Raw genomic sequence first — 24,194 nt, 5'->3', positions numbered from 1 at the left:
ATAAATTGAATTTAATTGATGAAATTGGTAAAAAATGGCCTGAAATTACTAATATTATAGATATATCTCATTATATTCCTTCTCTCAGTATAGAAAAATTAAAAGAGAATATACTAAAATCTAAACAAGAAATCAATAAATTCGATACAAAAATCAATGATTATAAAAAATATGTTGGCCAAGTAGAAGAATTACAAATAAAAATTAAAGATTTAGGACTAGAATATCTTGAAAAAGATACAACAGAAAATTGCCCTCTTTGTGGTGTTAAGCATAACAATCATGGCGACTTAATAAAAAAAATTAACGAAAGACAATATACAAAAGAGGAAAAATTCTTATCAGAATTAGACAAAAAAAGATATGAATTAATCAAAACCTTATCGGAATATGAAGTACAACTTGAGGATGAATTAAAAAAACAAAACATAATTAACATAACTATTGATTGCTATAAAAATATTTTTAAATCACCTCAACATAATGTAAACATTGAAAATATTGAAAACCTCTATAATGATATTTTTGCTCTCTTAAACCAAAAAAACGAGTTTCTAAATCACAAATTTAATCTAGATAACCAGATAAAATTTATAGAGGAAGATGGATTTAATCATCATACTATAACCAATAGCAAACTTTTTATCACTAGAGACAAATTCTATAATGAATTTCAGCAACAAAATGATATATCCGAATATGAAGATTATTTATTAAATTTATTACACAAATATAATAAGTTAGTTAGTCTCAATAATTCTGAATTAGATAAGTTATCTAGACTCTTAATACAAACTGAAACAGAATTATTAAAAATTCAAAATAACTTATCGAATTCTATCACTAAAAAACATGAAATTTCTCAAAATACAAGAATAATTAATGATATGAACAATTCTATAAACCAATTAAATAACTACTTTCAAATAGATAATAATATTGATCTATTCATATGGCTAAATGACTTACAGCTTCTTCAAGCTAATATAGAAAAGGCTATTAACTATTTAAATAGTTCAAGGGATATAGAAAAAGATATGCTGAATTTAAAGTCTTTAGAGGTTGAGCAGGGTGAAATTACAGGAAATATTATAGCTTGTGAAAATGCAATAGGAGTATTAAATGGCTTGCCAAAACATGAGGAATTTGTTCAAAGTTTTATTAAAAACAACTTAAGTAAAATTGAATACTTGTTTAAATCTATTCACTCTCCTAAAGAATTCGTTTCTCTCGAATTTGATAACACTGGGATTATAGCAATTAGAGAAAAAAATGGAGTAAAAGCCAAAGCACATCAAATGAGTACAGGTCAAAGGGTATCTTTAGCACTTTCAGTTATGTTTACCCACTTCTTAGCTGCCCCTAATGCTCCTGACTTTCTCTTATTAGATGAACCAGTAGCAAATATGGATGATTTACATTTATTAAATTTATTAGATATTATAAGAGAGTTAGCATTAAGAGGTACTCAGATAATATTTACAACTGCCAATCCTGACGTTGCTGGTCTTTTCAGAAGAAAATTTAGTTTTTTTGGCCAGCAATTTAAGAAATTTGAATTTATCAGAGAAGACAATGGGCTTACAACAATAAAAGAACTAGTATATTCACCAGAGTTAGAAGATGAAATAATTATTAATACTATCTAGGAGAATGAATCTCAATTTGTTTAAATTCAAGTACAAAATTGTACAAATACGAAAAGCAGAAACGTTGTTAAACCACGTTTCTGCCTTTTGCATTTCTATATGTTACATTTAAATTTATCACCTTTTAACCATTTTTGGCTTGCGCTCCAAGGTCAATCTTAGCATCTATTACATTTAGTAAGTTATAGTACAATATCTTGATAACCTACTTCTTCTACAATTTCATCTTCTATTTTTATTCCTAATCCATTTTCAATATCCCAAGAGACCTCACATAGCAATCCTAGTCTTCTCATGCCATTCTTCCTTACTCTTCTTACAATTAATTCAGTAGGCTTCACTAATCTTTTTAAATCTAAAATAGAATCAATTTTCGGAGCAATTTTGTCTGCTTCTGATTCATTTCCTAACATGTCTCTATACTCTTCATAGTTCTCACTATAGTAATCATATACTTGCTTTTCTACCTCATTTATTATATCTTTCATATCTTGTATAAAATTAAGAAACGCTTCTCTCTGTACATTTGAAAAATTAGCACTTTCATGTGCATCAACACTTAATAGTATTTCTTTTTCCAAATCAAACATTGTAATAGTTGTTTTTCCTCTCCAAAAGTTGTTTTTATATTCAAGTTTTCCAAATAACTCATCATTAATCATTGTCATTCCAATTACTCTCCTAACTTAACTTTTATATTATATTCGCCAACTCCACCCAAATGTTTAAAAACACTATTAATTTTACTTGGTACCAATTGAATTGTTTCCAAATCATTAAGTTCATGCCAAGTATATTTATTATCTTCTCTCCAATCAGCTATATCTTCTGCTGTCCATTTTTGATCTGGTGTACTCCACTTTTTGGCTAATTCTTCATCAGCAGTCGAAAAATTTGATTTTCTATCATTAGTCATATTATCTAATTTAACTTCACCTTTGGAAAATGGAGAAAAATCTGGCATTCCGTTTTTATAATCAACTCCGTCAACACCAGCTTCATCAAGGTATTTTTTTATTTCTCCGGTCTTATCAGAAATAAATAACGATTCTGCACGTTCGCTACTCCATTCTCCTTTATTAACGGGTGTAGTTTTTACCCTTTGCTCATAAGAGCTATATTTAGGATCCACGTCAAAACCTTTAGTATAGTCTATCTGCCTATCTTTAACCGTACCCTTATCCTCAATCTCCACATTCTTTATATCCTTGTTAACTTCGATATTTCCACCTTTGGTCATTGAATTAATATCAACTTTTGTAGATGGCATATTGAATGTCAAGTTTGGCTTTTCAAATTTGTATCTAGTACTAGTGAAGATATCTAGTTGATTTTGAGTTTTGCCTAGTGGACTGTTGACAACATCTTGGTAAATTGGCGAATAGATGGACTCTACCTTCTCTGTACTCAAAACATTTCTAGATTGGTATAAATCGCTTCCTTTTTTAGCTAATTTCCCACCCGTACTCGCCCATCCTGCAATGGGAATCATCGCCGAAAAAGAAAGTGTCGCATTTAATGCATCCCCTCTGGCTGAATAGATAACACCATTTACGCCATCTGCTACTTCACCAACAACAGGTATAAGCCCTGCAATATCTAATACAAACTGAAAAGAATCTAATAACTTGTTTTCTTTGGGTTTGTCAGCTTTAACGGCCTCTTCTTTATATTCAACTTTGGAAACAACTTCATAGAAAATTGTTTGGCCTACAACATACTCTTTAATGAGTAAACCATTATCATACTCATGATATTTTATATTTTCCTCTACGTTTTCTTCGATAGTGTTGACTTTCTTTCCTTCAAGGGCTTGGAAAGTCGCTGCAGTAATCATTGTACCGATCAGCTTTTCCTGTTCCTCTATCCATAGGTTACTAGGATTTAAGTATACTTTTGGGAACAGCTCCGTTCTAATTTCACTTCTAAACGTCAGGACATTCCATTGGCTTTGCTCGAAGGTTATATCGCTTATACCTGCTTGAAACAGTCCTTCTATATCCCTAAGCCACGTGTTCATCGTCTGCAGATCTTGTTCAATGGGATTTAGTGCGGTTGTCTGGCTTGCATCAAATTCATGAAGTTGCATGACTGTGTCGTCACGCTTTCTCTTTGATTGGATGACTCCCTCCTGCACTCCGCTATCATCTAAGTGGGGCAGGCCGACAATATCGCTCACCTGATCCATGATACTGTTTGTCTCATCCGTTAAACTAGCGGTCAGCTGGCCGATAAAAGTTAGCCCCTGTTCCAGTTCTCCCTCTAGGAATTGTTCTAATATGTAACCGGATGAATCAGGTTCGAGTGAGTGAAGGGCTTCCTCCATCTGGTGAAGCACTTGTTTGAAATGCTCAGAAAACAACTGGAAAAAATGAAGAAATGGTATATGACACTCCTCATAAAAGGAGCGAATGGAATTACCTCCTGCTCCTTTTAATTGATCCTCCATCTGAACTAGACCCTCCACTGAACGGTGGATCGCTTCTGTTTCACTGCTTAACCTGTCTAACATAGTAATATTGCGCTGTAGCCCATCTTGAAATAAATCTACATCCAATATTTTCATAGGCCTTGCCTCATCGAGCGTTTAGAAATAACCACTTCACAATATTCTTTATTATACAATAATATCCCACAGGTGAACATTCTTCTCCCCCTCTAGTAATTCATCAATAGTTATAATATTCCATTTTTGAACAAGGAGGTAAAGATAGAAGTTATAATTTTCACAAAAATAAACCTTACGAATTAATGGGTTAAAAAAATACTATGACTCTTAAACTACATTCTAAGGAAAATAGTAGTTATATTGATAGAGTTGAAGAGGAGGTTCATTAAGTATTATCTTCTTTTAGAAAATGCGAAAAAGCACTTGTTGCCTTAAAGACAATCAAATGCTTTTTTGACTTTATAAGTATTCATGCAAATCTTATTCTTAACCTGATTCTGAGGTTTATGGCTTGTTCACAACACTTTAATGCTAAGTGTATCTTTTTTATCGTTCTCATTTCCATAACTAATCCCTATCTATTGTTCGGTCAACAACTGTTACTATATACGAACATTAACTCTCTGTATATCCAATACATAGTGATATAAATTCTAGAAGGCTAGGTTCACTCGTTCGAGACCTATCGAGACCATACTCTAATAGAAAGCTCGACTCTTTCTGGATGAGCTATGAGTTAATTATTTAGTAATTTTTCTATCACTAAATTTGTTAAATTAGGCATTATTTCCATCGTATATTTTAATTCAGTTCTCTCATATCTATTGTGTGCATCATAACCATATGGACCTATATTAATCGCTGGAATATTCAATTCTCTAATTGCATCATAATCTACAAAATGTTTCGTTCCCCAACTTGGGTTATTACTTATAACTGACTTTATACTGTCTTCATCGTCATTTATAGCTACACAGCTCATGTCACAGATGTACGGGAAATAATTTCTTTGTACAATAGGTTTATTATAATGAGGTTGAACTTTTTCAATGGCATGATCTAAAGCTGCTAATAGATTTTTTTCTTTCTCATTTTTTCCGGTCACCTCTACGCGTGGAGAATAGAGTGAAGAATAAAAAATAACTATAGCAGGAGTCTTATCTTTTTCCCATTTCCAGGCTTCTTCAACAACTTTTGCTGAAAACATACGTACATCCAATTCTTTGTTTTCTAATAAGTTTTCTTTAAAGTTTTTCATATGTTCTTTATAACTTTCACCATGTTGTGAAATAATCGATTGTTCTAGTTCCTCAAAAAACAACACTCTAGTTTTCCATGGCAATTTTGTATATTCTTGTTCGCTGATTTCACAATATCTCTTATAGTGATTGGTCAAGTTTGTTATTACATTATTAAATGCAATTTCAGCTTGCTCCTTTAGTTTTTCAAGAACTTCTTTAGGAGACCACGATTGAACAAAGAAATTATAATATACATATGAGGCAAGAGCTGTTTGAACTGTATACGTATCTTTAAAATCAGTTTGCTTCAGAGTTACAGGTGGCATAGGGGTTTCACCTAATGATTTATCACATAGCTCAGGATTATACGCAATTTGTCTAGTTAGCTCTGCCGCAATATAATTAGGATCAAGCCCTTCAAAGCTAGAACCAACATGTGTTTCAGCACCCGTTATATAGAAAGATGGAAGCAACTTTCCGACACTACCTTTATAGATATATCTATTTTCATCACCTTCATACCTAGGTGCAACAAAATCGGAATTAATTAATGCTTCATATTCAAAGCCGTATTCTGTTTTCAATTTTTTCAAATCATTTAGACCAGATAATACTCCATGTGAGCTGTCTTCCTCATCACACTCAGCAAAGAACACAATATTGCCGTTCAACTCTTCAGGGTGTTCTGAGTAATATTTTAATAGATAATAATTACTTGCAACGCCGCTTTTCATGTCTAGTGTTCCTCTGCCAAATAACCATTCATTTGATTCCAAATGTTCTTTAACTAATGGCGGTATCTTTTCATGTTTTAATGCTTCTTGTAGATCATTAGGAAAACAGGCTTTTTCTTTCAAGCTATTATAATCATCAATTCCTACTGTATCAGTATGCCCCATTAATACGACTGTTTTATTACTGCTACCTTTTGTACCTTTTACAAAAGCAAATACGTTATATCTTTCAATCTCATCATCTACCGTTTGTGAAGTAAACACGTAGTCTGGATTTTTTTGAAAGTATGGTATGTTAGAAATTATTTTGACAAGTGATTTTGATATATCAATTTCACCTTCAGTATTAACAATACTTTCAATATTTACAAGATTATTAGTAATTTTTAAGACTTCATCATACGTATTTATCATCTAAGTCCACCCCTAATTAAATAATCAAGTTAATATTTATATAACTTGCTGTAAAAATCTTATTGTTCTAGCTTCTTTTGGAGCTTTAAAGAATTCTTTTGGATGCCCCTCTTCAATAATCTTACCGTCAGCTAACATAATCACCCTATCCGCAACTTCTTTTGCAAATCCCATTTCATGAGTCACAATTACCATTGTCATACCATCTCTCGCTAAGTTTTTCATTGTTTCCAATACTTCCCCAACCAACTCTGGATCTAATGCTGATGTAGGTTCATCAAACAGCATGATATCTGGATTCATCGCAAGTGCCCTTGCAATAGCAACACGTTGCTTTTGCCCCCCAGATAATTGGTCTGGATAATAATTAGCTTTATCAGCAAGGCCAACCCGATTTAATAATTCCATTGCTTTCATATTCGCATTTTCCCTACTTTGCTTTTTAACATTAATTGGTGCTTCAGTTATATTCCCCAAAACACTTAAATGGGGGAATAAATTGAAATGTTGAAATACCATACCCATATTTTCTCTTACGTGGTTTAAATTTGTTTTTTCAGTATCAATAAGCTCATCGTTGATACTAATTGTACCTTCATCTAATATTTCCAAAAAGTTCATACATCGTAACAATGTACTTTTTCCTGACCCGCTGGCTCCAATTAATACAACTACTTCTGATTTCTTGATTTCTAAATTTATATCTTTTAATACTTTTAAATTACCAAATGATTTAGAAAGCGACTTCAACTTTATCATGTTTTTTCCCCTTTCCAACATCCATTTTCTTTTCAAGCTTATTGAAAAGCAGTGTGAATATTAGAACTAAAATCAAATAATAAATACCCACTACAAAATATGTTTCTAGAGGCATATAATTGGATGCTTGAGCAGATAAAGCATGGTTAAATAACTCTGATACTGCAATATAGGCTACTAATGAGGAGTCTTTTAATCCAATAATGAATTGATTGGCCAACGCAGGAATAGCCCTCTTAAAGCTTTGTGGTAAAACAATCCTTCTCATCGTTGTGAAATATGTCATTCCTAAAGATCGTCCCGCCTCCATTTGTCCCTTATCAATAGATTGAATGGATCCTCGGAAAATTTCAGCAATATATGCTCCAGAATGGATTCCGAGTGCAATAGCTCCAGCTGTAAAATCGGATAGAATAAATACACTAGAAATACCATAGTACAGGAACATTAGTTGTACTATAAGTGGCATACCACGAACAATGAAGATATAAGCATTAGCAATGCTTTCTAATATTTTTATATTTGAAACCTTAAAAAAGGCAAAAAACAACCCAATAATACATGCGATAATTAGCGAAGTGATTGTTAATTTAACGGTCAATACCGTTGCTTTTAAAAATTCTATTCCATGTGTATTGAATATCGATATTATACTTTCAAAAAACTCCAAATAGATCACCTAACCTCTTTAAGTAGTATGGATTGTCTAAACGCCAAAATCTGTTCTTAATTAAAAGATATATAAAAAACATCTATATAAGCTATAGGTGATAGTGCGACAAAAAACAAAACAGCTAGATATACGGATGCGCCATCATTCTTAAAGGCATTTTAAAAATATGGTTCTACAAGATTGAATCAATACGACTCTTAGTCAAGAAAAAAAGTACTTGAAAAGTCTTAATTTTTACCTAGTATGTTAGAAACATACTAGGCACCTTTTCAATTTAAAAATTTTATTTTAATAGATCTTCGCCAAACCATTTTGTACTTATTTCTGTGTAGGTTCCATCCTCAACCATTTCTGCAATTGCTTTGTTAATCGCTTCTAGTAACACTGGGTTATCTTTATTAATGGCCACTGCAATTTCCTCGGTTTTAATAATATCTCCCAATGTTTGAATTTCTAAGTCAGACTCTTGAATCGCTGAAATACCTACAATTCTATCTGTGATTACTGCATCTAAACGTCCTGACGGAAGATCTTGTAATGCATAAATCTCACTAGGAAATTCTTTAATTTTATCAGTATATTTTTTTGCATCTTCCACGTAAGTACTAGCTTGCGTAACACCTATTGTTTTCCCCTTCAAATCATCTAAAGTTTTTATATCTTTATTTTCACTTGAGATAAACACTGTAGCTCCGGAAATATAGTACGGATCTGAAAAATCAACTTGTTTAGCTCTCTCCTCAGTAGCTGTCATACTCCCAATAATTGCATCATATTTTTTTCCTCTTAACCCCTGTATGATTGTTTCCCATGGGTTTGTTACAGGGTTTGGCTCAAGACCAATTCTCTTTGCAATTTCATTTCCAATTTCCACATCGAATCCAACTAACTTTTCATCTTCTTTATAATTTAAAGGTTTTAGTAAACCACTCATTGCAAATGTTAATTCCCCATCATTTACTAAATTCATATCTGAAGTTGCATTACTTCCTTCAGCTTCTACTTCACTTGCGGCTGTTTCAGGTGTTTCACTTGCATTTTCTTCTGCACATGCAACCATTAAAATAACTACCAATACCATTAAGAAACAGAATAATATTCTTTTCATAAACATCCCCCTTTGTTTTGTAATCCAAGTTTCAAGATAATTCCCCACCATCAATTGCGATTGTTTGGCCTGTAATATACGCCGATTCTTCAGAAGCAAGAAAGGCATATAAAGCAGCTACTTCTTTTGGATCTGCATGTCGTTTTAAAGGAATACCTGCATTTACAACTTCCAACATCTCAGGTGTGTACTCAGCCATTTGCATTGGTGTTAATACATATCCTGGACATATCGTGTTAACCCGAATTATAGGAGCCAATTCTAATGCCATCGTCCTAGCTAAAAGATTAACACCAGCTTTCGAAGCATTATAGTCTGCATAGAAAGGATGGCCCGTAACTCCATTAGTAGACGCTGTCATGAGGATAACACCCTTCCCCTGTTCAACCATTATTTTCGCTGCTGCTTGGGAAGTATAAAACACACCGTTTAAATTAATATTTAAAACCTTATTCCATTGTTCTGGCGTAATATCGAGGAATTTTGATCGAACGCTAATACCAGCATTCGCTATAAAAACGTCCACTCCACCTAAATCGTTTTTAATATTTATAAAGACATCATTAACACTTTTAGGATTACTAACATCCATTACATATCCTTTAGCAATGCCAAGGTTTTCTTCCAACGTCTTTTCAATACTTTCTGAATTAATATCTAGAATGGCTACTATTGCTCCCTCTTCTACAAAACGCTGTGCAGTGGCTAAACCTATACCACTAGCCCCTCCTGTGATAACAACTATTTTCTTTTCTAAACTACTATGTTTAGTTCCCATTTTAAGAAACCTCCTAATAGTTATAGCTTGTAATTTTTTCCTGATTTTTAATTTTTTCTTGATATACTCTCCATGAAATACACCACTTAGTTGGATCATCCAAATAATCAGCTTCAATTAACTGATGAATCGTACTATTTTGTGGAGCATTTTTCACCACTTCTGGATTTTCATAAGCTTCCTTCGAAATCTGTTCAAGCGCTTGGATATATTCATCTAAGTCTGCCTTAGAATAGGATTCTGTCGGCTCTAGTGTAAATGGTTGCGGCACAATATATGGATGGTGACTGGTCCAATAATGCAAACCAAAGTCTGTCATGCGACGTTGTACATCCTCTGTTGTTACGCCAGTTTCTTTCTCTAGCTGTTCCCAACTATAACGAACTTGTTCCAGGCGTTGTCCCAGTACATACGGTGCACTTGCGCCACGAATTTTTGTTACTTTACTATATAAATAGTTATTATTTAACACAGCAGTCTCTGCCACTGCTTTAAGGCCTTCTGGTCCTAATGCACGAATCCAAGCATACGAGCGTAAGATGGTTTGTGCTACGCCGTGGAAAGAACGTACCTTTCCAATTGAGTGCTCTAATTGCTCATTTAATACATATTGATTGCCATATTTTTCAACAATCGGCCCTGGTAAATAAGCTTTTAATTCCTCTGTTACACCTAGTGCTCCCGTTGCTGGTCCACCGCACATGTGAGGAGCTGCAAACGTCTTGTGTAAATTGAAGAAACACATATCGAATCCTGCTTCTTTTGCACGAGTAATTCCTAATAACCCATTGGCATTCGCTTGGTCGTAGTAACAGAGACCACCTACATCGTGTACAATTTTTGTAAACTCTTTAATTTTTGAATTGTAAATCCCTGTATCCTCCGGGTTAGCAACTACAAAGCCAGCAGTTCTTTCGGATACAACTTCTTTTAACTTTTCAATATCCGGAAATCCATTTTCATCTGGATGAAGGGTAATAATTTTATATCCCTTTACAACTGCCGTTGCTGCTTGAGATGGATGAGAAAAAATCGTTGTAATAATTTCATTACGATGATCTGCCTCACCCTTCACTTCAAAATACTTACGCACAATCGATGCCATCGCAAATAATGCCTGGGTACCACCACTAGGTTGGAAAGAGAAAGCATCCATACCTGAAATCTCACGCATTGCTAGGTCCAAATTGTGAATTATTTCTAACATCCCTTGAACTGTACTTACATCTTGTAGAGGGTGTAACTCCATCATTTTTGAATTGCGGATTAATAACTCATTAATTTTTGGAATGTACTTCATCGTACATGTCCCTTGACCAATTTCAACATTGAAATCAGAACCTAATGTTTCCTGCGAAAGACGCACATAATGTCGTAATACACGTGCTTGGCCGATTTCTGGTAAATTTGGCTTACTTCTTCGACTCATATTTTGCGGTATTCTAGTAACACCATCTCCCACTGCATCTACAATTTCTTGCGGAGCTTGCGGTACTTCAACCCCAACTTCTCCAGGCTGATGCAGTTCAAAAATAATAGGCTCATTCCACTTGGCTTGATGAAAATTTACATTTACAGTCTGTCTTTGAATTTTTTTCACGGTAAAGCTCCTTTCTAAAACATTACTTAGTAACAATTTTTGATAAAACACTTACTAGGCGATCGATATCTTCTTTGGTATGCACTTCAGTTACACAATAAAGTGCTGATTGACCATATTCAGGGAATTCTAACGATAAATCCTTTCCTCCAAAGACCTTTTGTTCTAATAATTGTGCATTGATCTCTGCAACTGTTAAACCTGTGTCATTAAAATCAATGACAAATTCCTTAAAGAATGGCGATGTAATTCTCGAACCTCTAATATTTTTAATTTTATTTAGTTGCATCACTGCATACTGACTGTTTTGCATAATTGCCTGACCTAAATCGTACATACCATTCGGTCCAATCAACGATAAATAAACACCAGCTGTTATGCCCCATAACGCTGTTTGTGTACCTACAGATTCTTTACCGTTTTCTCGATCTGCAAAAGACGTACGATCATACGCAATATCTCCAAAACCATATTCGCCATCTTTTAATGTGGGAATTATTCCAAATAATCGAGATGGGTATTCATTGACAAATACAGGGTCATTATGTGTCGCAATAAAGCCAGCTTGCCCACCACTGTAATTCATGTGCATGCCCAGTGGTTGAAGGTCCCCACACACAATATCAGCTCCATATTGACTTGGAGGTGCAAGTACACCAAGAGAAATTGGATCTACTCCCACTATCATCAATGCTCCATATTTTTTCGCAAGGTTAGAAATTTCCTGACCTTGTGATTCAATAAAACCTAAATATGATGGATTTTCAAAATAAATAACTGCAACATCCTGCGATAATTTTTCTTCTAAGTCAGCTAAATCCATCAACCCAGTATTAAGATCAAATTTCACACCTTCAAATGTTAATTGAGGCGTACCATAGTTTTTAATAATCTTCTTTCGTTCAGGTGAAACTGTATTGGCAAGCAAGACTTTTGAACGTTTTGTGATTCGACTTGCCATACGAATCGACGTAGAAGCTGCTTGCCCCCAATCGAAAGTTGGGACATTCACTACATCCATATCTACAAGCTCAGCCATTAGACTTTGATATTCGAATAAGGCTTGGAAACGACCATGGTCTTCGTAAGGTTCCCCTGCATAAGCCGTTAGAAATTCTGATCGTTGATTCACTTCATCACATACTGCAGGTATGAAATGTTGCCAACAACCAGCCCCTAAAAAGTTAATGTATTCATTTGCACTTTTATTCTTATTTAATAGTCCTTCAATATGTCGTCGTAACTCTAATTCATTTAATGCTTTTGGGATATTCAATTTGCTTTTTAACTGTAATTCTTCAGGAATACAAGAATAGAGTTCCTCAATTGAATTCACACCAATTTCATCTAACATTTCTTGTTTTACTTCTGAAACCATATTCGGAATATACGGATGAACTTTTTTGCTCATTTAAATACCTCCTAATAAATTTTATGCTAAGCCTCCACCATCAACGGTCAATGTAGTTCCGGTAACCCAAGAAGATAAATCACTTGCAAGGAATAATACTCCTTTAGCAATATCTTCAGGTGTCCCTAACCTTGCCAAGGGTCGATCAACTGCTGAACTTCGTAAGAAACTATTTTCTTCTATATCTAGTTGGATTGCCTCGTTCCGTAATAAAGGCGTATCCGTGTCCCCTGGGCAAATACAATTCACCCGAATGTTCTCTGGTCCATGATCAATGGCCATGGCTCTTGTTAGATTTACGACTCCTGCTTTAGCAGCACAGTAGGAAGCTGCTTTGTCTCCGCCTTTTAACCCCCAGCCCGACCCTGTATTGATAATACTTCCTCCACCATGTTCACGCATAAGTGGAATTAAATATTTAGATAATAAATAAACACCTTTTAAAGAGACATCGATTACCGCATCCCACTCAGATTCTTCTAATTCAATCACTGTTTTTCTACGAATAATACCTGCATTGTTAAAGAGTATATCGACTTTTCCGTATTTTTCTTCCACCAACTGTGCCACGCGTTGGCAATCTTGAGCATTTGTCACATCACACTTCATAAATTCAATGGCTAAATCAGATGCTTGAAAACTTTTTTCCACTTCCTTTCCTTTTTGCTCATCAATATCGAGAATGACGGTTTTTGTCCCCACCTCACTCAATAATTTAGCGGTTGCAAGACCAATTCCCGAAGCACCTCCTGTAACTACAGCAATTTTTCCAGCTAATTGAAAATAATCTACCAACTAAATCTTCCTCCTTTTTTTCATCACTATTTATATAAGCAAGAATCATGCCAAAAGTATAATGCTGATTTAAGAATGTTTTTAATTGTTTGATAGATATTTTTTTGTCATTTTTGTCATTTCGAATTCACTTTTTGTCAAAATACACTGGATAATTTGAAGTGTTTGTCCAAAAAACTAATGTTGCTTTGAAAAATTAGTTTAACTAACCACCATTGACCATAAAAACTAGCGCAAATATAAAGAGCATGTTTTGATTAATCAAGTCTCAAAACATGCTCTAATTTAATAAAACTATTTAATTTTCTTTAGGGATAAATTTTTCTAATGCTAGTACCAACTAGAACTACAAGGTAATTAAATTTCATTTTCAATAACAACTTTTTTTAGTTTTCTGTACAGCGTTCTTTTACTTATGCCTAATTCTTCTGCAACACGTTCCTTTCCCGCTGTATCATTTCCGTATTCAGCTATTTTTTGGCTGATTAATTCCAGTTCCATATCCTTTAAAACATTGGGAATTTGCATATTTTTTTTTCTGATAATGTGATTTGGTAGGCTTGCTTTAGTTAATTTTAATGAATTTTCCATTACCATACTATACTCTAAAACATTTTCTAACTCTCTAATGTTACCAGGCCAATTATAGGCTTTTAATTCTTCAAAGAATTCCTCTGAAAAATCGTTAATAAATTTCCCTGTTTTTTGTTGAATTTTTTCTAACAATGTGAAAATTAAATGCTCTAATTCATCCTTTCTATGTCTTAGTGGTGGCAAAGCTATCGGAATTACATTTAGTCGATAATACAAATCAGCACGAAACTCCCCTATTTTCACCATTTCTTCTAAAGGTCTATTTGTTGCAGCAACAATTCTGACATTTACTTTCTTAGGTTCAATTGAGCCTACTCGATAAACAAATCCATCTTGTAAAACTGTAAGTAACTTAGCTTGTAGGTGCAAAGGTAATTCAGTAATTTCATCAAGAAATAGGGTACCTTTATCAGCAATCTCAAAATATCCTGGTTTCCCCTTTCTTTTAGCACCAGTAAATGCCCCTTCCTCATAACCAAATAGTTCACTTTCAAATAAATTTTCTGGAATACTAGCACAGTTAATTTCTACAAATTTTCCTTTATGAGAAATGCTATTTGAGTGAATATATTTAGCTAACAAACTTTTTCCAGTTCCAGTTTCTCCAGTTATGACAATGGATGAAGAGCTATTTGCAATATTATTTATCTTGGATTTAACAAATTGTAAATGTGGTGAATCACCTAGTACATATTTTGTGTCAATTTCAGTATTAGTTTCAAGTGATATATAGAATCCTAAATTATTTTGAACATCAATAATAATTTCACCTAGTCGAGCTAACCAATATTGATATTTCTTCTGTTCAGAAAATAAATTTTTTTCACCTTCATCCGTAAAACTCACAAAAGTTAAATATCCAAAATGACGATCATCTTTGACTAAGTTCATAAGTATTTCTACTTTGGATGGACAATTGTTTTGAAACCTACAGCCTATACACATATTCATTTTCCCGGGTTTCTGTACATACTGGAATGACTCAGAGTAAAATTTTTGGAAGAAAGGCAAATGTACTTGCTTCCCTTTTTGTTTACGATATTCATCTGTAGCTGAGAGAATTTCCCCTTTCGGAGTGAAAAACGCTATTTCTATTTGTAACAAATCCCCAAATAAATTGATTATGGATTGTACTAGCTTGTAATTACTTGTCATTATATAGCCCCCTAAGAATATAACATGTGCATTATTTATCAAAAGTTATAAAATAATAAATAGTTTTACTAGGTTGAAATTTCTTCTATTGATTTATTATTATCACATAAGTACTTCTTATAGCTGAATACCATTTATTAAGCATTACTTTTTCAATATTCTATCAATAAATTCTTCCTTGAGGTATGAAATAATTTAAACAATTCTCCAAAACTATAAAAGGTATGGTTTTAGAAAAAATTATTAAATTTTAATGGNTTAATTCAAGATTCAGATAACAAATTCGAAAAATTTACAAGCAAAAACCTTGAAAAGGTTATACCAATTCAAGGTCAAAATTTAAATAATTATAAGCTTCTGGATTAATCGTAGTTTTCGTTTCTAAATACTTAACTCCTATCGGGCTTGCCTTCAAAATGAAATAACTATAACACATTTTATCAGATGGAATATTTTTGTAAAATACGATTAAATATCTGTTGTAGTTGTTCCTTACTTAACCCCATAACATATGCTTCCATTAAAATTTGTTCAAGATTAAATGAAATTTGATACAATTTATTGTCTTTAATAGAGGTTGAATGTCCAGTTAAAATAAATGCTTTGGTTTTTGGTTTGAGTGCTATCAAACCTTTTCGCTGAAGCTCTCTGTAGCTTTTGTGAACTGTATGTAGATTGACCTTTGTTTGTATAGCCATATTACGAATGGACGGTAATTGATCGCCATTCTGCAAATTCCCTTTGGCCATTTCTAATATAAGTTGCTGAGTTAGTTGTTGATAGAGAGGAATTTTGCTACTTGTGTCCAATGTAAAATTCATTTTTCCTATCCTTCCTCTCCTATTTAGAACTTAAATCGATATTTACTTAATACTTTAAAAAATAAAGTTATGGTACTTCCGATAGTTAAAACTGCAATAATGATCGTCACTACCCATTGAGAAACATTCAACGCAAGTAAACAGAAATGAATGAATGTAATAACAATCAATATCGGAAATCCATATACTAGACTAATTAAAACGTTAGGATTAGATTTAACAGCCTCTGAAGGACTTTTCCATTCTAATAAGGGATGTTGCATATCATAAATAGGTGACAATAGATTATAACTTATGATTAATAATACCGTAATAAGTAATAGCAAAAGACCAAGAGTATCGATATATCCAAATAACATATAAATAGCGTAGCTGATTAAAACTGATAGGATACTTATTAACGAGGCAGTTGTAACTTTTGCTAGAAATACTTTTCGTCGATCTAATGGGATTACAATACTAGGTGCATAATTCTTTCCCTCTCTTGAATATGGTGTACCACTAATATTGTTTACACAGCTTAAAAATAATATCATGTATGCAAATAGATGACTTTCATTGTCAGCAATCCACTGCGATTTCAACAAGTCCATCTGAACCACAATTGTGAATATAATTGTAAATAAAGGTGATAGGATCAGACTCAATATGATTTGCATTTTAAAATATGGCTCTGATTGAATAATCCAGAATTCTCTTTGTAAATAATAACCCCAAATATTTTTCGTTCTGTACATCGAAATTTTGGGCATTTTTTCAACTCTATTTTCAAGCAGTCCGTTTTTGTAATAGTTAACCGCTGTATTTTTAACAGTAGCGATTAATAATAGTATACAGATTAGTATTAGACTACTAACAATAATGAGAAAATCTATTAAACTATCTTTTGTTAATAGTGATGTTGTTATCGTCTTGATAAAAGTCTCTTGCATCGAAAGTCTATAACCCATATTAAGCAAATTTGCTAAAGTAGGGAAGAAATCTGTTAAGTCGGTTACATTAAAGCTCACTATAATTGCTTTTATTTTTTCAAATTGTTGAGTTATGAGATATATGATAGGGATAATACCTATTAAAAAAGCTAAAATCGTATTCGTAAATAAGTACAATAAGGAGCTAGGGAATAGTTTTCTAAAACGGTTCAGAATGGACAAAATAGATAAGAGAAACATTGCTGTAATTACATTTGTAAAAGTTAGGATAACCACCGTTTGTACTATTTCCACCAGATCATATTTTAAAAATAATAATAAATAAATTGGTATCTGCAAAATTCCAACTATAATTATGGGTAAAGCAAGCCCACTTATTACTTTTGCTATAACGATTTGTTTTGCTGAAATAGGTAGACTAGATAATATATAAAAATCACGTTGATTATATACAACTGAGACGGCAAAATAAGCTGTCAATATATACGTTAATCCCATTGAAAGAAATAAATTATAAAACAAATATTCCTCAGAGGTTCCTAAAAAGTAAATCATTATATTAACCCCTAGGTACTGTAAAGCTAAATAAAACATAGCAATGAGTAACATAATATAAAGGGCTAACTGCTGGGGCTTTGAATAGAATGATACAATAAAAAATTTCACTAGTTGAAAATTAAACTTCATTTGCTTGTATCTCCATAAAAGTAGTTTCTAAATTTCCTTCTTGCAGCAAACTATCTACAGACTTATGCAAAACGATCTTCCCGTCTTTTAAAATTGCAATTGATTCGCAGATTTTCTCTGCAATATCTAATAAATGGGTGGAAAAAAACACGGTTCCTCCATTATCAACATAATCCTTCATACAATTTTTAAAGACAAGAACAGCAAAGGGATCTAAACCATTTAACGGCTCATCCATAATAATGATAGGTGGACTAATCGTAAAAGCTGTAATCAACGCCATTTTATGGAGCATCCCATAAGAATACGTCCCCATTGGTTTATTAATACTCTTCTCCATCTCAAAAGCCTTGATAAAGTAATCGAGTTTTTCCTCATCTACTTTTTCATAGAGTTTTAAGACAAAGTGTATCCAATCGTATGCAGATATATTTTTAAATACATGAATAGTATCAGGGATAAAATAAAACTGCTTTTTATAAGTAATTTCATGTGATTTAGGTACATTATTAATCACTACTTCTCCATCATCTTGTTCTTCCAATCCAGTGATACAATGTAATGTAGTTGTTTTACCTGCTCCATTCGCACCAACAAATCCTAAAACTTCTCCTTTTCCCACCTGTAATTCTACGCCTTTTAAAACTTCTTGTTGACCATACTTTTTCTTTAGATTACGTATAGTTAACATACTTGTCCACCTTCTTTCCGCTTTGTATTTCACAAACTATCACTTGTTACTACTAAAATTTCTTTTTTCCAATCCAAAAATGCATCATTACTGTCATTACAAAAATAATTAGCAGTGTTGCTACAATATTAATCTCCCACCCAGTTCCCAAGTCCCCTGTAGTTAGAATGCTTGTTGCACGAAGACTCATACTTGCTGGATTCAAGGTATCTATTAGTGGGTGTAAGCCTGCACAAAAACGACATATCAAAAGAAAAACAATGCTTAGTAGTGCGATAAATGCGGGGCTATTAAAAAATGTACTCAACATAGTTACAAATGTAATTAGGAATAACACCCAAATACAATATAGGACAAACGCTAAAAGTATTTGCGAAATCGGGATTGTTGTAAATAAGTACGCAGTATATCCATATGACACTGAGTAACCGATTGCAATACAAATAATAGCCAACAAATAATGGGTTAAAATCTTGCTGCCTATGTAAGAAGAAATAGACACTGGTCTCGTTAAAATAAATGCCAACATACCATTTGCTTTTTCAGATTGAATAACACTCATTACAGCAACGACAAGAACAATCATTCCTAACTGATCAAACTGTGAGTTAAGGGTCGAAGCAAGTACCTCCCCCCCCAGAGGTTTTGCCATTGCCGGATCAATAATAATGCCCTCCACACCTCCAAGAGTTTCTAAAATTACCGGCAAATAATACATCATGATCGGTTGTGTAAGTCCTAATAATACAAAAACTATTGGCAACCATATAATCTTAAATTCACCAATCATTTGATTGATTTCTTTTTTGCTTAATGCTAGAAAAGTATTCATACGTCCACCACCAATGATAAAAATATTTCTTCAAGACTCTCTTTAACACCCATTTCAAACTTTGTAAAACAAACTTTTTCATCCAAACCATATTGTAATAATTGTGAACCATTTACTTCTACATCATTTACAATTATTTTAAAACCATCTTCATAACTTACTATTTTCTTTACATATGGCAAATGTTCAATTTTATGTAACCACTTTATATCTTCTTTACGAATAGCTAAGTATATAGCACTCTCTTTATTACGATTGAGTAGATCAGATTTTGTGGCATCTTCTATTTTCTGACCATTTTTAATGACAACAAAGCGTTCACAAATTTCTTCTGCATCTCCCAATATATGTGTAGATAATAATATTGTCGTTTCTTTTTTTATCTCTTTCATTAAATTTAACACTTCTCTTCTTCCGATTGGGTCCAGTGCTGATACAGGTTCGTCCATGATTATCAATGTTGGCTTATGTAGCAGGGCTTGCGCAATTCCTAAACGTTGCTTCATTCCACCTGAAAAGTTTCCGACTTTGGTTTGCGCTTCATTTGCTAATCCTACCTTGGCTAATAAAGGAGGAATATCTTTATGTAATATATTTTTTGAAATACCCGATAGCGTCCCCATAAATAGTAATGTGTCATATGCAGTCATCCATGAGAAAAAATTAGGGTACTGTGGTAAATAGCCAATTTGATTTTTCTTCGTTGAAATTTTTTGTCCATCAAGTAAAATACTACCTTCGTCCGCATTTAAAATATCTGCAATAATTTGTATTAAGGTAGATTTCCCTGCTCCATTAGGACCGATTAATCCAACACATTCATTTGCATCCATTACCATTGAAAAATGATTCACTGCCGTTTTATGTTTAAACTTCTTCGTAATATTATTGATTTCTAATCGCATGTTCGTTTACGTCCTTTCTGCCAATTGCAAAGTATAAAATAGGTCCAATTGTATTAAAAAATAAAATAAAAAAAGTCCACATTAATACATGTTCTCTTGTTGCTCTATGACGATATAAATCAATTAAAGCAATCATAATTAATAAAAGCGTTACTAGAAAAAAAGGTACAAGGATTGGCAAAATACTTCCCCAATCAATTTTTGATATTTCATTTAAATCGAAGTGTAATTGCATGCAAAATTAACTCCTTTCTGTTATCATTATCAATAACGATAACAGAAAGAGAAAGTAACTTCAATAACTTTTTTTCCCTGTACATTTACTTTCATTTATATTATATTTTTTGATAACGTTATCTTTAGTTGGAATGAATGTCTTTTATTATTGTTTATATCACTTTAAAACATGTTGGAGGAACAATTTATGCGCAACAAAGTAGAGGTAATAATGCACCCAGTGAGAATGAAAATTTTACAAGCTCTTATGCAAAATAAAGAAGATGGCGTAAGTACATTAGAAATGATAGCTATCATCAAAGATGTTCCACAAGCAACGTTATATCGCCATATTCAGATTTTAGTGGATGAAAATATTATTAAAATCGTAAAGGAAAGAAAAGTACGATCCGTAACTGAAAAATTTTATGCATTAAATGAAGAAGCAGCTCGACTGAGTGAGGAGGATTGGAAGCATCTATCCAAGGAACAAAAACTAAATTATATTTCCTACTATCAATTAGTTTTATTATCGCAATACCAAAATTATTTAACTTTACTTGAGGTTGAGGAAAACATCGAAGACACAGCAACTTTTTCATTACTAGAGCTGACTTTATCCAGTGAGCAATTTACGCTTTTCCAAAATGAGCTAAACAATCTAATGATAAAGTATTATAAAATGAGTAACGTAAATGAGGAAACTGATACTAAAACAATTGCTGTTAACATTATTCCAAAACTATAAAACCATAGGAATTAGCATTAGGTCGGTTTTAGAGAACGCTTGAAATAGATAGCGAAAATGGGGTTTATTACAACTTCTGCTAATGCTTGTTAAAAATCTCCTATTTTAATTACTAAATTCAATTTTATGGTCAATATTTAAAGAGAAAATTAGTAATTTATTGATACGATTGAACGTGGAGATTAGTTATGTACTATTTAAGTTTAATCGCTTGTATATTTATTTCTTATGAGAAAATAATATAAGAACTTTAATGGAATTATTTCATACCATTTAATGAAGAGTGTATGAAGGAACATTAGGATTTAAATAGACAGATTAAGTTTGGAACATATTATAAAAAAGTTGAACTCATGAAAGAGGTGAGCATTTAATACACTCACCTTTCATGTACAGGTTTAATCCTTTTTCTTAGGTTTACTTTTATTAATTTCTTTCGTTACCTTGTTTTTAGAAATAGCAATAAATTCTTCAGCGAATTCTTCGTCAGGATTATTCGTAGGATTTTTATACAGTTCGAAACTATTGTGCGTTCTAACATTGCTTGTCTTGTTGTTATTTTTACTCATGGATATTCACCTCCTAGATTCTAATTTGCACTATCTAGAGAGTTTTATTCTCACAGAGTCAGTGTAAAGCTTAATGGAACTCGTTAATACTTCAGATGATTTCGCCCTGTTATATTTATATTTCCTACTCCTCAATAATTAATGTAATGGCCAACATTCATGTTGTGCCAGTTGCAAGACTTAAAATCTTTGAAGACATAGAAAAACACCTCCACGTAGAATAAAGGTATAATACCAATTTTCTAGGTAAAGGTGTTTTGTTTTATTTAATTTACTAGTTAAGTTGAAAAAATTACGTAAACCAACTTACTATTATAGTTTTTTGCATATCAGCAAGAAAAGTGTTTCCTCAATTTTTTACAATTCTTTTGCTATTTCCTTAACAATTTCATCAATCGTTGAGGATGTCCCTGATTTATTTTGAACTAATACACTAAAGATGTATGATTGCCCGCTACTCGCTTCTAAATATCCACTCAGTGTACTAACACCCGTTAATGAACCTGTTTTTGCATAGACTTTTCCTGCAGTCAGTGGATCTTTTAATCGATTTCTTAAAGTGCCTCCTACCATTCGATCGGTATTAGCAGCTACTGGTAAGCTAGTAAAATAGGTATTAAACCAATCTTCTCCTTGCACTTTATATAATAATTCACTCACTGCCAAACTTGAAACCCTATTTTCATGAGACATTCCAGATCCATCTTCAAATTGCCAATTAGCCATATTTAAATTAATTGATTTTCCATATTCTCTAATAACTTCTAAGCCAGCTGTTGTACTACCTTCATTTTTTTTCACTTTTCCCATTGTTTTTACTAAAATATCCGCAATTCCATTATTACTTAGTTTCATATACGGGATTAATAGTTGCTCCAGTGTCATCGATTGCTTCATAGCAACTAGTTGTGCACTTTTTGGTGTTGCTGCTCTAAATAATTTCTCTTTTGAATACTCAATTCCTGCTTCAGCTAAAACTGCCTGGAACATTGTTAATGTATGTGTCGTAGGATGTTTGACAGTCACCCATTCTTTTTTAGTTTTATCAACTGGAAGGTTCCCACTAATGACAATCTGATTTGTTTCATACATTCTTTCTATCGTTACTGTATTTGTTTTTCCTGCTTCCACTGTCTGTGCTTCATTTACTATTTGTAAATCACCAATGTGCGGAGTTACATTAATGGACGGTAACTCTCCAACAGCAGTTCCAGTTGCTTCTACGATAATCGTTCCAGAATCGTAGTCTGTGTTTGGAGAAGTTGTTAAAGCTGAAATAGGTGCAGCGTAATAATAAGACTCGTCCCCAACCCAAATTCCCGGAGTTAATAAATCATCATCAAACCATTTGTCATCACCGACAATCCGTCCATCAATTTTATTAATACCCTGTGCTTTTAACTCTTCTGCGAACTGTTGTAAATCTTCAAAGGATAGAGTAGGATCACCTTGTCCTTTTAAATAAACATCTCCTTTTAAGACTCCATTTGACTTCTTCCCTGAAGTATAAAGAGTTGTATTAAAACGGTAATCTTTTCCTAATACATCTAAAGCTGCTGCAGTAGTTAACAGTTTCATATTAGAGGCTGGTTTTATAGTTGTTTGACCATTGTAATCATATACCATTTCTCCAGACACTCGATCCCTAACCGTAACACTTACATCTGCACCAGCTAATTTTTCTTCTATTATCTTAGTAATAGAATCACTTAATGTTTTTTCCATTGTTTCTTCTGCTTGAGCAACATTGTTAAAACCAAACAGACTCACAACCAACATCCACGTCATCACCATGGCAGTCCACTTTTTCTTCATAGTTTCCCCCTATATTAACTGAATTTTTAATCTTTTCCAAAGATATATATTCTTCATGAAGTAAAATTCTCCTTTAATTCAATTTAAAACAGGCATATAGATAGAGTTTTCTTAATTAAACGAACATCTATAAACCTATATTTTAATTTAAAATCATGTCAAACGTCTTACAATACACCTATAACCAATGAGTAAAGAAAATTTTTTTCAACCTTTAATTTGAATATAATTTCCTAAACAACAAAAAAAGCCATCACCCGATTACTCGGTGACGACCTTTCTAGTGCCCAGCGACGACCTACTCTCACAGGGGGAGACCCCCAACTACCATCGGCGCGCGAGCTTCACTTCCGTGTTCGGGCTGCGCAGATTTCTTCGTCAGCCGCGGTCGTTCGATTCTCGCGTATATTATACGCTGCGAGTCTCTCTTCCTTGCTTCCTCGAACTCATTGTTCCTCTACTTTCTCGCAAATAAAACTACTATTCTTTGCCTTCGGCTTTTTTTAGTACAACAAAAAAAGCCACCACCGATTGCTCGGTGACGACTTTTCTAGTGCCCAGCGACGTCCTACTCTCACAGGGGGAGACCCCCAACTACCATCGGCGCTGAAGAGCTTA

At 33.2% G+C, this 24,194-nt stretch carries 20 protein-coding genes and 1 pseudogene; 2 read left to right on the top strand and 19 right to left on the bottom strand.

The features are described 5' to 3' along the window. Positions 1-1,649, top strand: a pseudogene (locus AN959_RS06020) (hypothetical protein); the annotation flags it as partial. A gap of 182 nt (positions 1,650-1,831) precedes the next feature. Here the strand turns inward: AN959_RS06020 and AN959_RS06015 are convergent. The 17 genes from AN959_RS06015 to AN959_RS05935 all read right to left on the bottom strand — a co-directional run bounded on the left by AN959_RS06015 (position 1,832) and on the right by AN959_RS05935 (position 20,463). Beyond that, positions 1,832-2,317 carry a hypothetical protein gene (locus AN959_RS06015; protein WP_056829210.1) on the bottom strand — a complete coding sequence of 162 codons (486 nt, stop codon included), beginning with the start codon at positions 2,315-2,317 and terminating at the stop codon, positions 1,832-1,834. 5 nt (positions 2,318-2,322) lie between these two features. Further along, on the bottom strand, positions 2,323-4,215 hold the full coding sequence (locus AN959_RS06010; RefSeq protein ID WP_056829208.1) for a T7SS effector LXG polymorphic toxin: 1,893 nt from the start codon (positions 4,213-4,215) through the stop codon (positions 2,323-2,325). Positions 4,216-4,834: 619 nt separating this feature from the next. Next, the gene (locus tag AN959_RS06005; RefSeq protein ID WP_056829206.1) at positions 4,835-6,487 is read right to left on the bottom strand and encodes a M20/M25/M40 family metallo-hydrolase; all 1,653 of its coding nucleotides are present in this window, start codon (positions 6,485-6,487) and stop codon (positions 4,835-4,837) included. Between the two features lie 36 nt (positions 6,488-6,523). Continuing rightward, positions 6,524-7,246 carry an amino acid ABC transporter ATP-binding protein gene (locus tag AN959_RS06000; RefSeq protein WP_082460832.1) on the bottom strand — a complete coding sequence of 241 codons (723 nt, stop codon included), beginning with the start codon at positions 7,244-7,246 and terminating at the stop codon, positions 6,524-6,526. Next, the gene (locus tag AN959_RS05995; protein WP_053592157.1) at positions 7,221-7,916 is read right to left on the bottom strand and encodes an amino acid ABC transporter permease; all 696 of its coding nucleotides are present in this window, start codon (positions 7,914-7,916) and stop codon (positions 7,221-7,223) included. The genes AN959_RS06000 and AN959_RS05995 overlap by 26 nt, the downstream gene beginning before the upstream one ends. A 286-nt stretch (positions 7,917-8,202) precedes the next feature. Next, on the bottom strand, positions 8,203-9,027 hold the full coding sequence (locus AN959_RS05990) for an ABC transporter substrate-binding protein (RefSeq protein ID WP_056829202.1): 825 nt from the start codon (positions 9,025-9,027) through the stop codon (positions 8,203-8,205). A gap of 31 nt (positions 9,028-9,058) precedes the next feature. Then, entirely contained in the window at positions 9,059-9,805 is a 747-nt protein-coding gene (locus AN959_RS05985; RefSeq protein WP_056829200.1) for an SDR family NAD(P)-dependent oxidoreductase, read from the bottom strand. A 13-nt stretch (positions 9,806-9,818) separates the two neighbouring features. After that, positions 9,819-11,405 carry an aminomethyl-transferring glycine dehydrogenase subunit GcvPB gene (gcvPB, locus tag AN959_RS05980; RefSeq protein WP_056829198.1) on the bottom strand — a complete coding sequence of 529 codons (1,587 nt, stop codon included), beginning with the start codon at positions 11,403-11,405 and terminating at the stop codon, positions 9,819-9,821. Positions 11,406-11,427: 22 nt separating this feature from the next. Further along, entirely contained in the window at positions 11,428-12,816 is a 1,389-nt protein-coding gene (gcvPA, locus tag AN959_RS05975; RefSeq protein WP_056829196.1) for an aminomethyl-transferring glycine dehydrogenase subunit GcvPA, read from the bottom strand. A gap of 21 nt (positions 12,817-12,837) precedes the next feature. Continuing rightward, positions 12,838-13,611: an SDR family NAD(P)-dependent oxidoreductase gene (locus AN959_RS05970; protein WP_056829194.1), complete on the bottom strand. Its 774-nt coding sequence runs from the start codon at positions 13,609-13,611 to the stop codon at positions 12,838-12,840. A 357-nt stretch (positions 13,612-13,968) separates the two neighbouring features. Beyond that, on the bottom strand, positions 13,969-15,096 hold the full coding sequence (locus AN959_RS05965; RefSeq protein WP_253278885.1) for a sigma-54-dependent Fis family transcriptional regulator: 1,128 nt from the start codon (positions 15,094-15,096) through the stop codon (positions 13,969-13,971). Positions 15,097-15,800: 704 nt separating this feature from the next. Next, positions 15,801-16,181 carry a GntR family transcriptional regulator gene (locus AN959_RS05960; RefSeq protein WP_056829190.1) on the bottom strand — a complete coding sequence of 127 codons (381 nt, stop codon included), beginning with the start codon at positions 16,179-16,181 and terminating at the stop codon, positions 15,801-15,803. A gap of 23 nt (positions 16,182-16,204) precedes the next feature. After that, positions 16,205-17,668: a hypothetical protein gene (locus AN959_RS05955; RefSeq protein WP_156350735.1), complete on the bottom strand. Its 1,464-nt coding sequence runs from the start codon at positions 17,666-17,668 to the stop codon at positions 16,205-16,207. Between the two features lie 121 nt (positions 17,669-17,789). Then, positions 17,790-18,491, bottom strand: a complete 702-nt coding sequence (locus AN959_RS05950; RefSeq protein ID WP_056829186.1) for an ABC transporter ATP-binding protein — start codon at positions 18,489-18,491, stop codon at positions 17,790-17,792. 52 nt (positions 18,492-18,543) lie between these two features. Further along, positions 18,544-19,323: an ABC transporter permease gene (locus tag AN959_RS05945; RefSeq protein ID WP_056829184.1), complete on the bottom strand. Its 780-nt coding sequence runs from the start codon at positions 19,321-19,323 to the stop codon at positions 18,544-18,546. Continuing rightward, on the bottom strand, positions 19,320-20,228 hold the full coding sequence (locus AN959_RS05940; protein ID WP_056829182.1) for an ABC transporter ATP-binding protein: 909 nt from the start codon (positions 20,226-20,228) through the stop codon (positions 19,320-19,322). The genes AN959_RS05945 and AN959_RS05940 overlap by 4 nt, the downstream gene beginning before the upstream one ends. Beyond that, on the bottom strand, positions 20,209-20,463 hold the full coding sequence (locus AN959_RS05935; RefSeq protein ID WP_056829180.1) for a PLD nuclease N-terminal domain-containing protein: 255 nt from the start codon (positions 20,461-20,463) through the stop codon (positions 20,209-20,211). Before AN959_RS05935 ends, AN959_RS05940 begins: the two co-directional genes overlap by 20 nt. Positions 20,464-20,652: 189 nt before the next feature. Here AN959_RS05935 and AN959_RS05930 point away from each other — a divergent pair, with 189 nt between their 5' ends. Further along, positions 20,653-21,192 carry a helix-turn-helix domain-containing protein gene (locus AN959_RS05930; protein WP_056829177.1) on the top strand — a complete coding sequence of 180 codons (540 nt, stop codon included), beginning with the start codon at positions 20,653-20,655 and terminating at the stop codon, positions 21,190-21,192. Between the two features lie 398 nt (positions 21,193-21,590). Here the strand turns inward: AN959_RS05930 and AN959_RS21260 are convergent, their stop codons facing one another. Together AN959_RS21260 and dacB are read right to left on the bottom strand one after the other, a co-directional pair. Beyond that, positions 21,591-21,761, bottom strand: coding sequence for a hypothetical protein (locus tag AN959_RS21260; RefSeq protein ID WP_172794324.1), 171 nt, complete (start codon positions 21,759-21,761; stop codon positions 21,591-21,593). A gap of 357 nt (positions 21,762-22,118) precedes the next feature. Further along, the gene (dacB, locus tag AN959_RS05925; RefSeq protein WP_056829176.1) at positions 22,119-23,576 is read right to left on the bottom strand and encodes a D-alanyl-D-alanine carboxypeptidase/D-alanyl-D-alanine-endopeptidase; all 1,458 of its coding nucleotides are present in this window, start codon (positions 23,574-23,576) and stop codon (positions 22,119-22,121) included. Positions 23,577-24,194: the final 618 nt, after the last annotated feature.

It is taken from the genome of Psychrobacillus sp. FJAT-21963 (assembly GCF_001420585.1).
Classification (GTDB): Bacteria; Bacillota; Bacilli; order Bacillales_A; family Planococcaceae; genus Psychrobacillus.
This window is presented reverse-complemented; position numbering and strand designations above follow the sequence as displayed.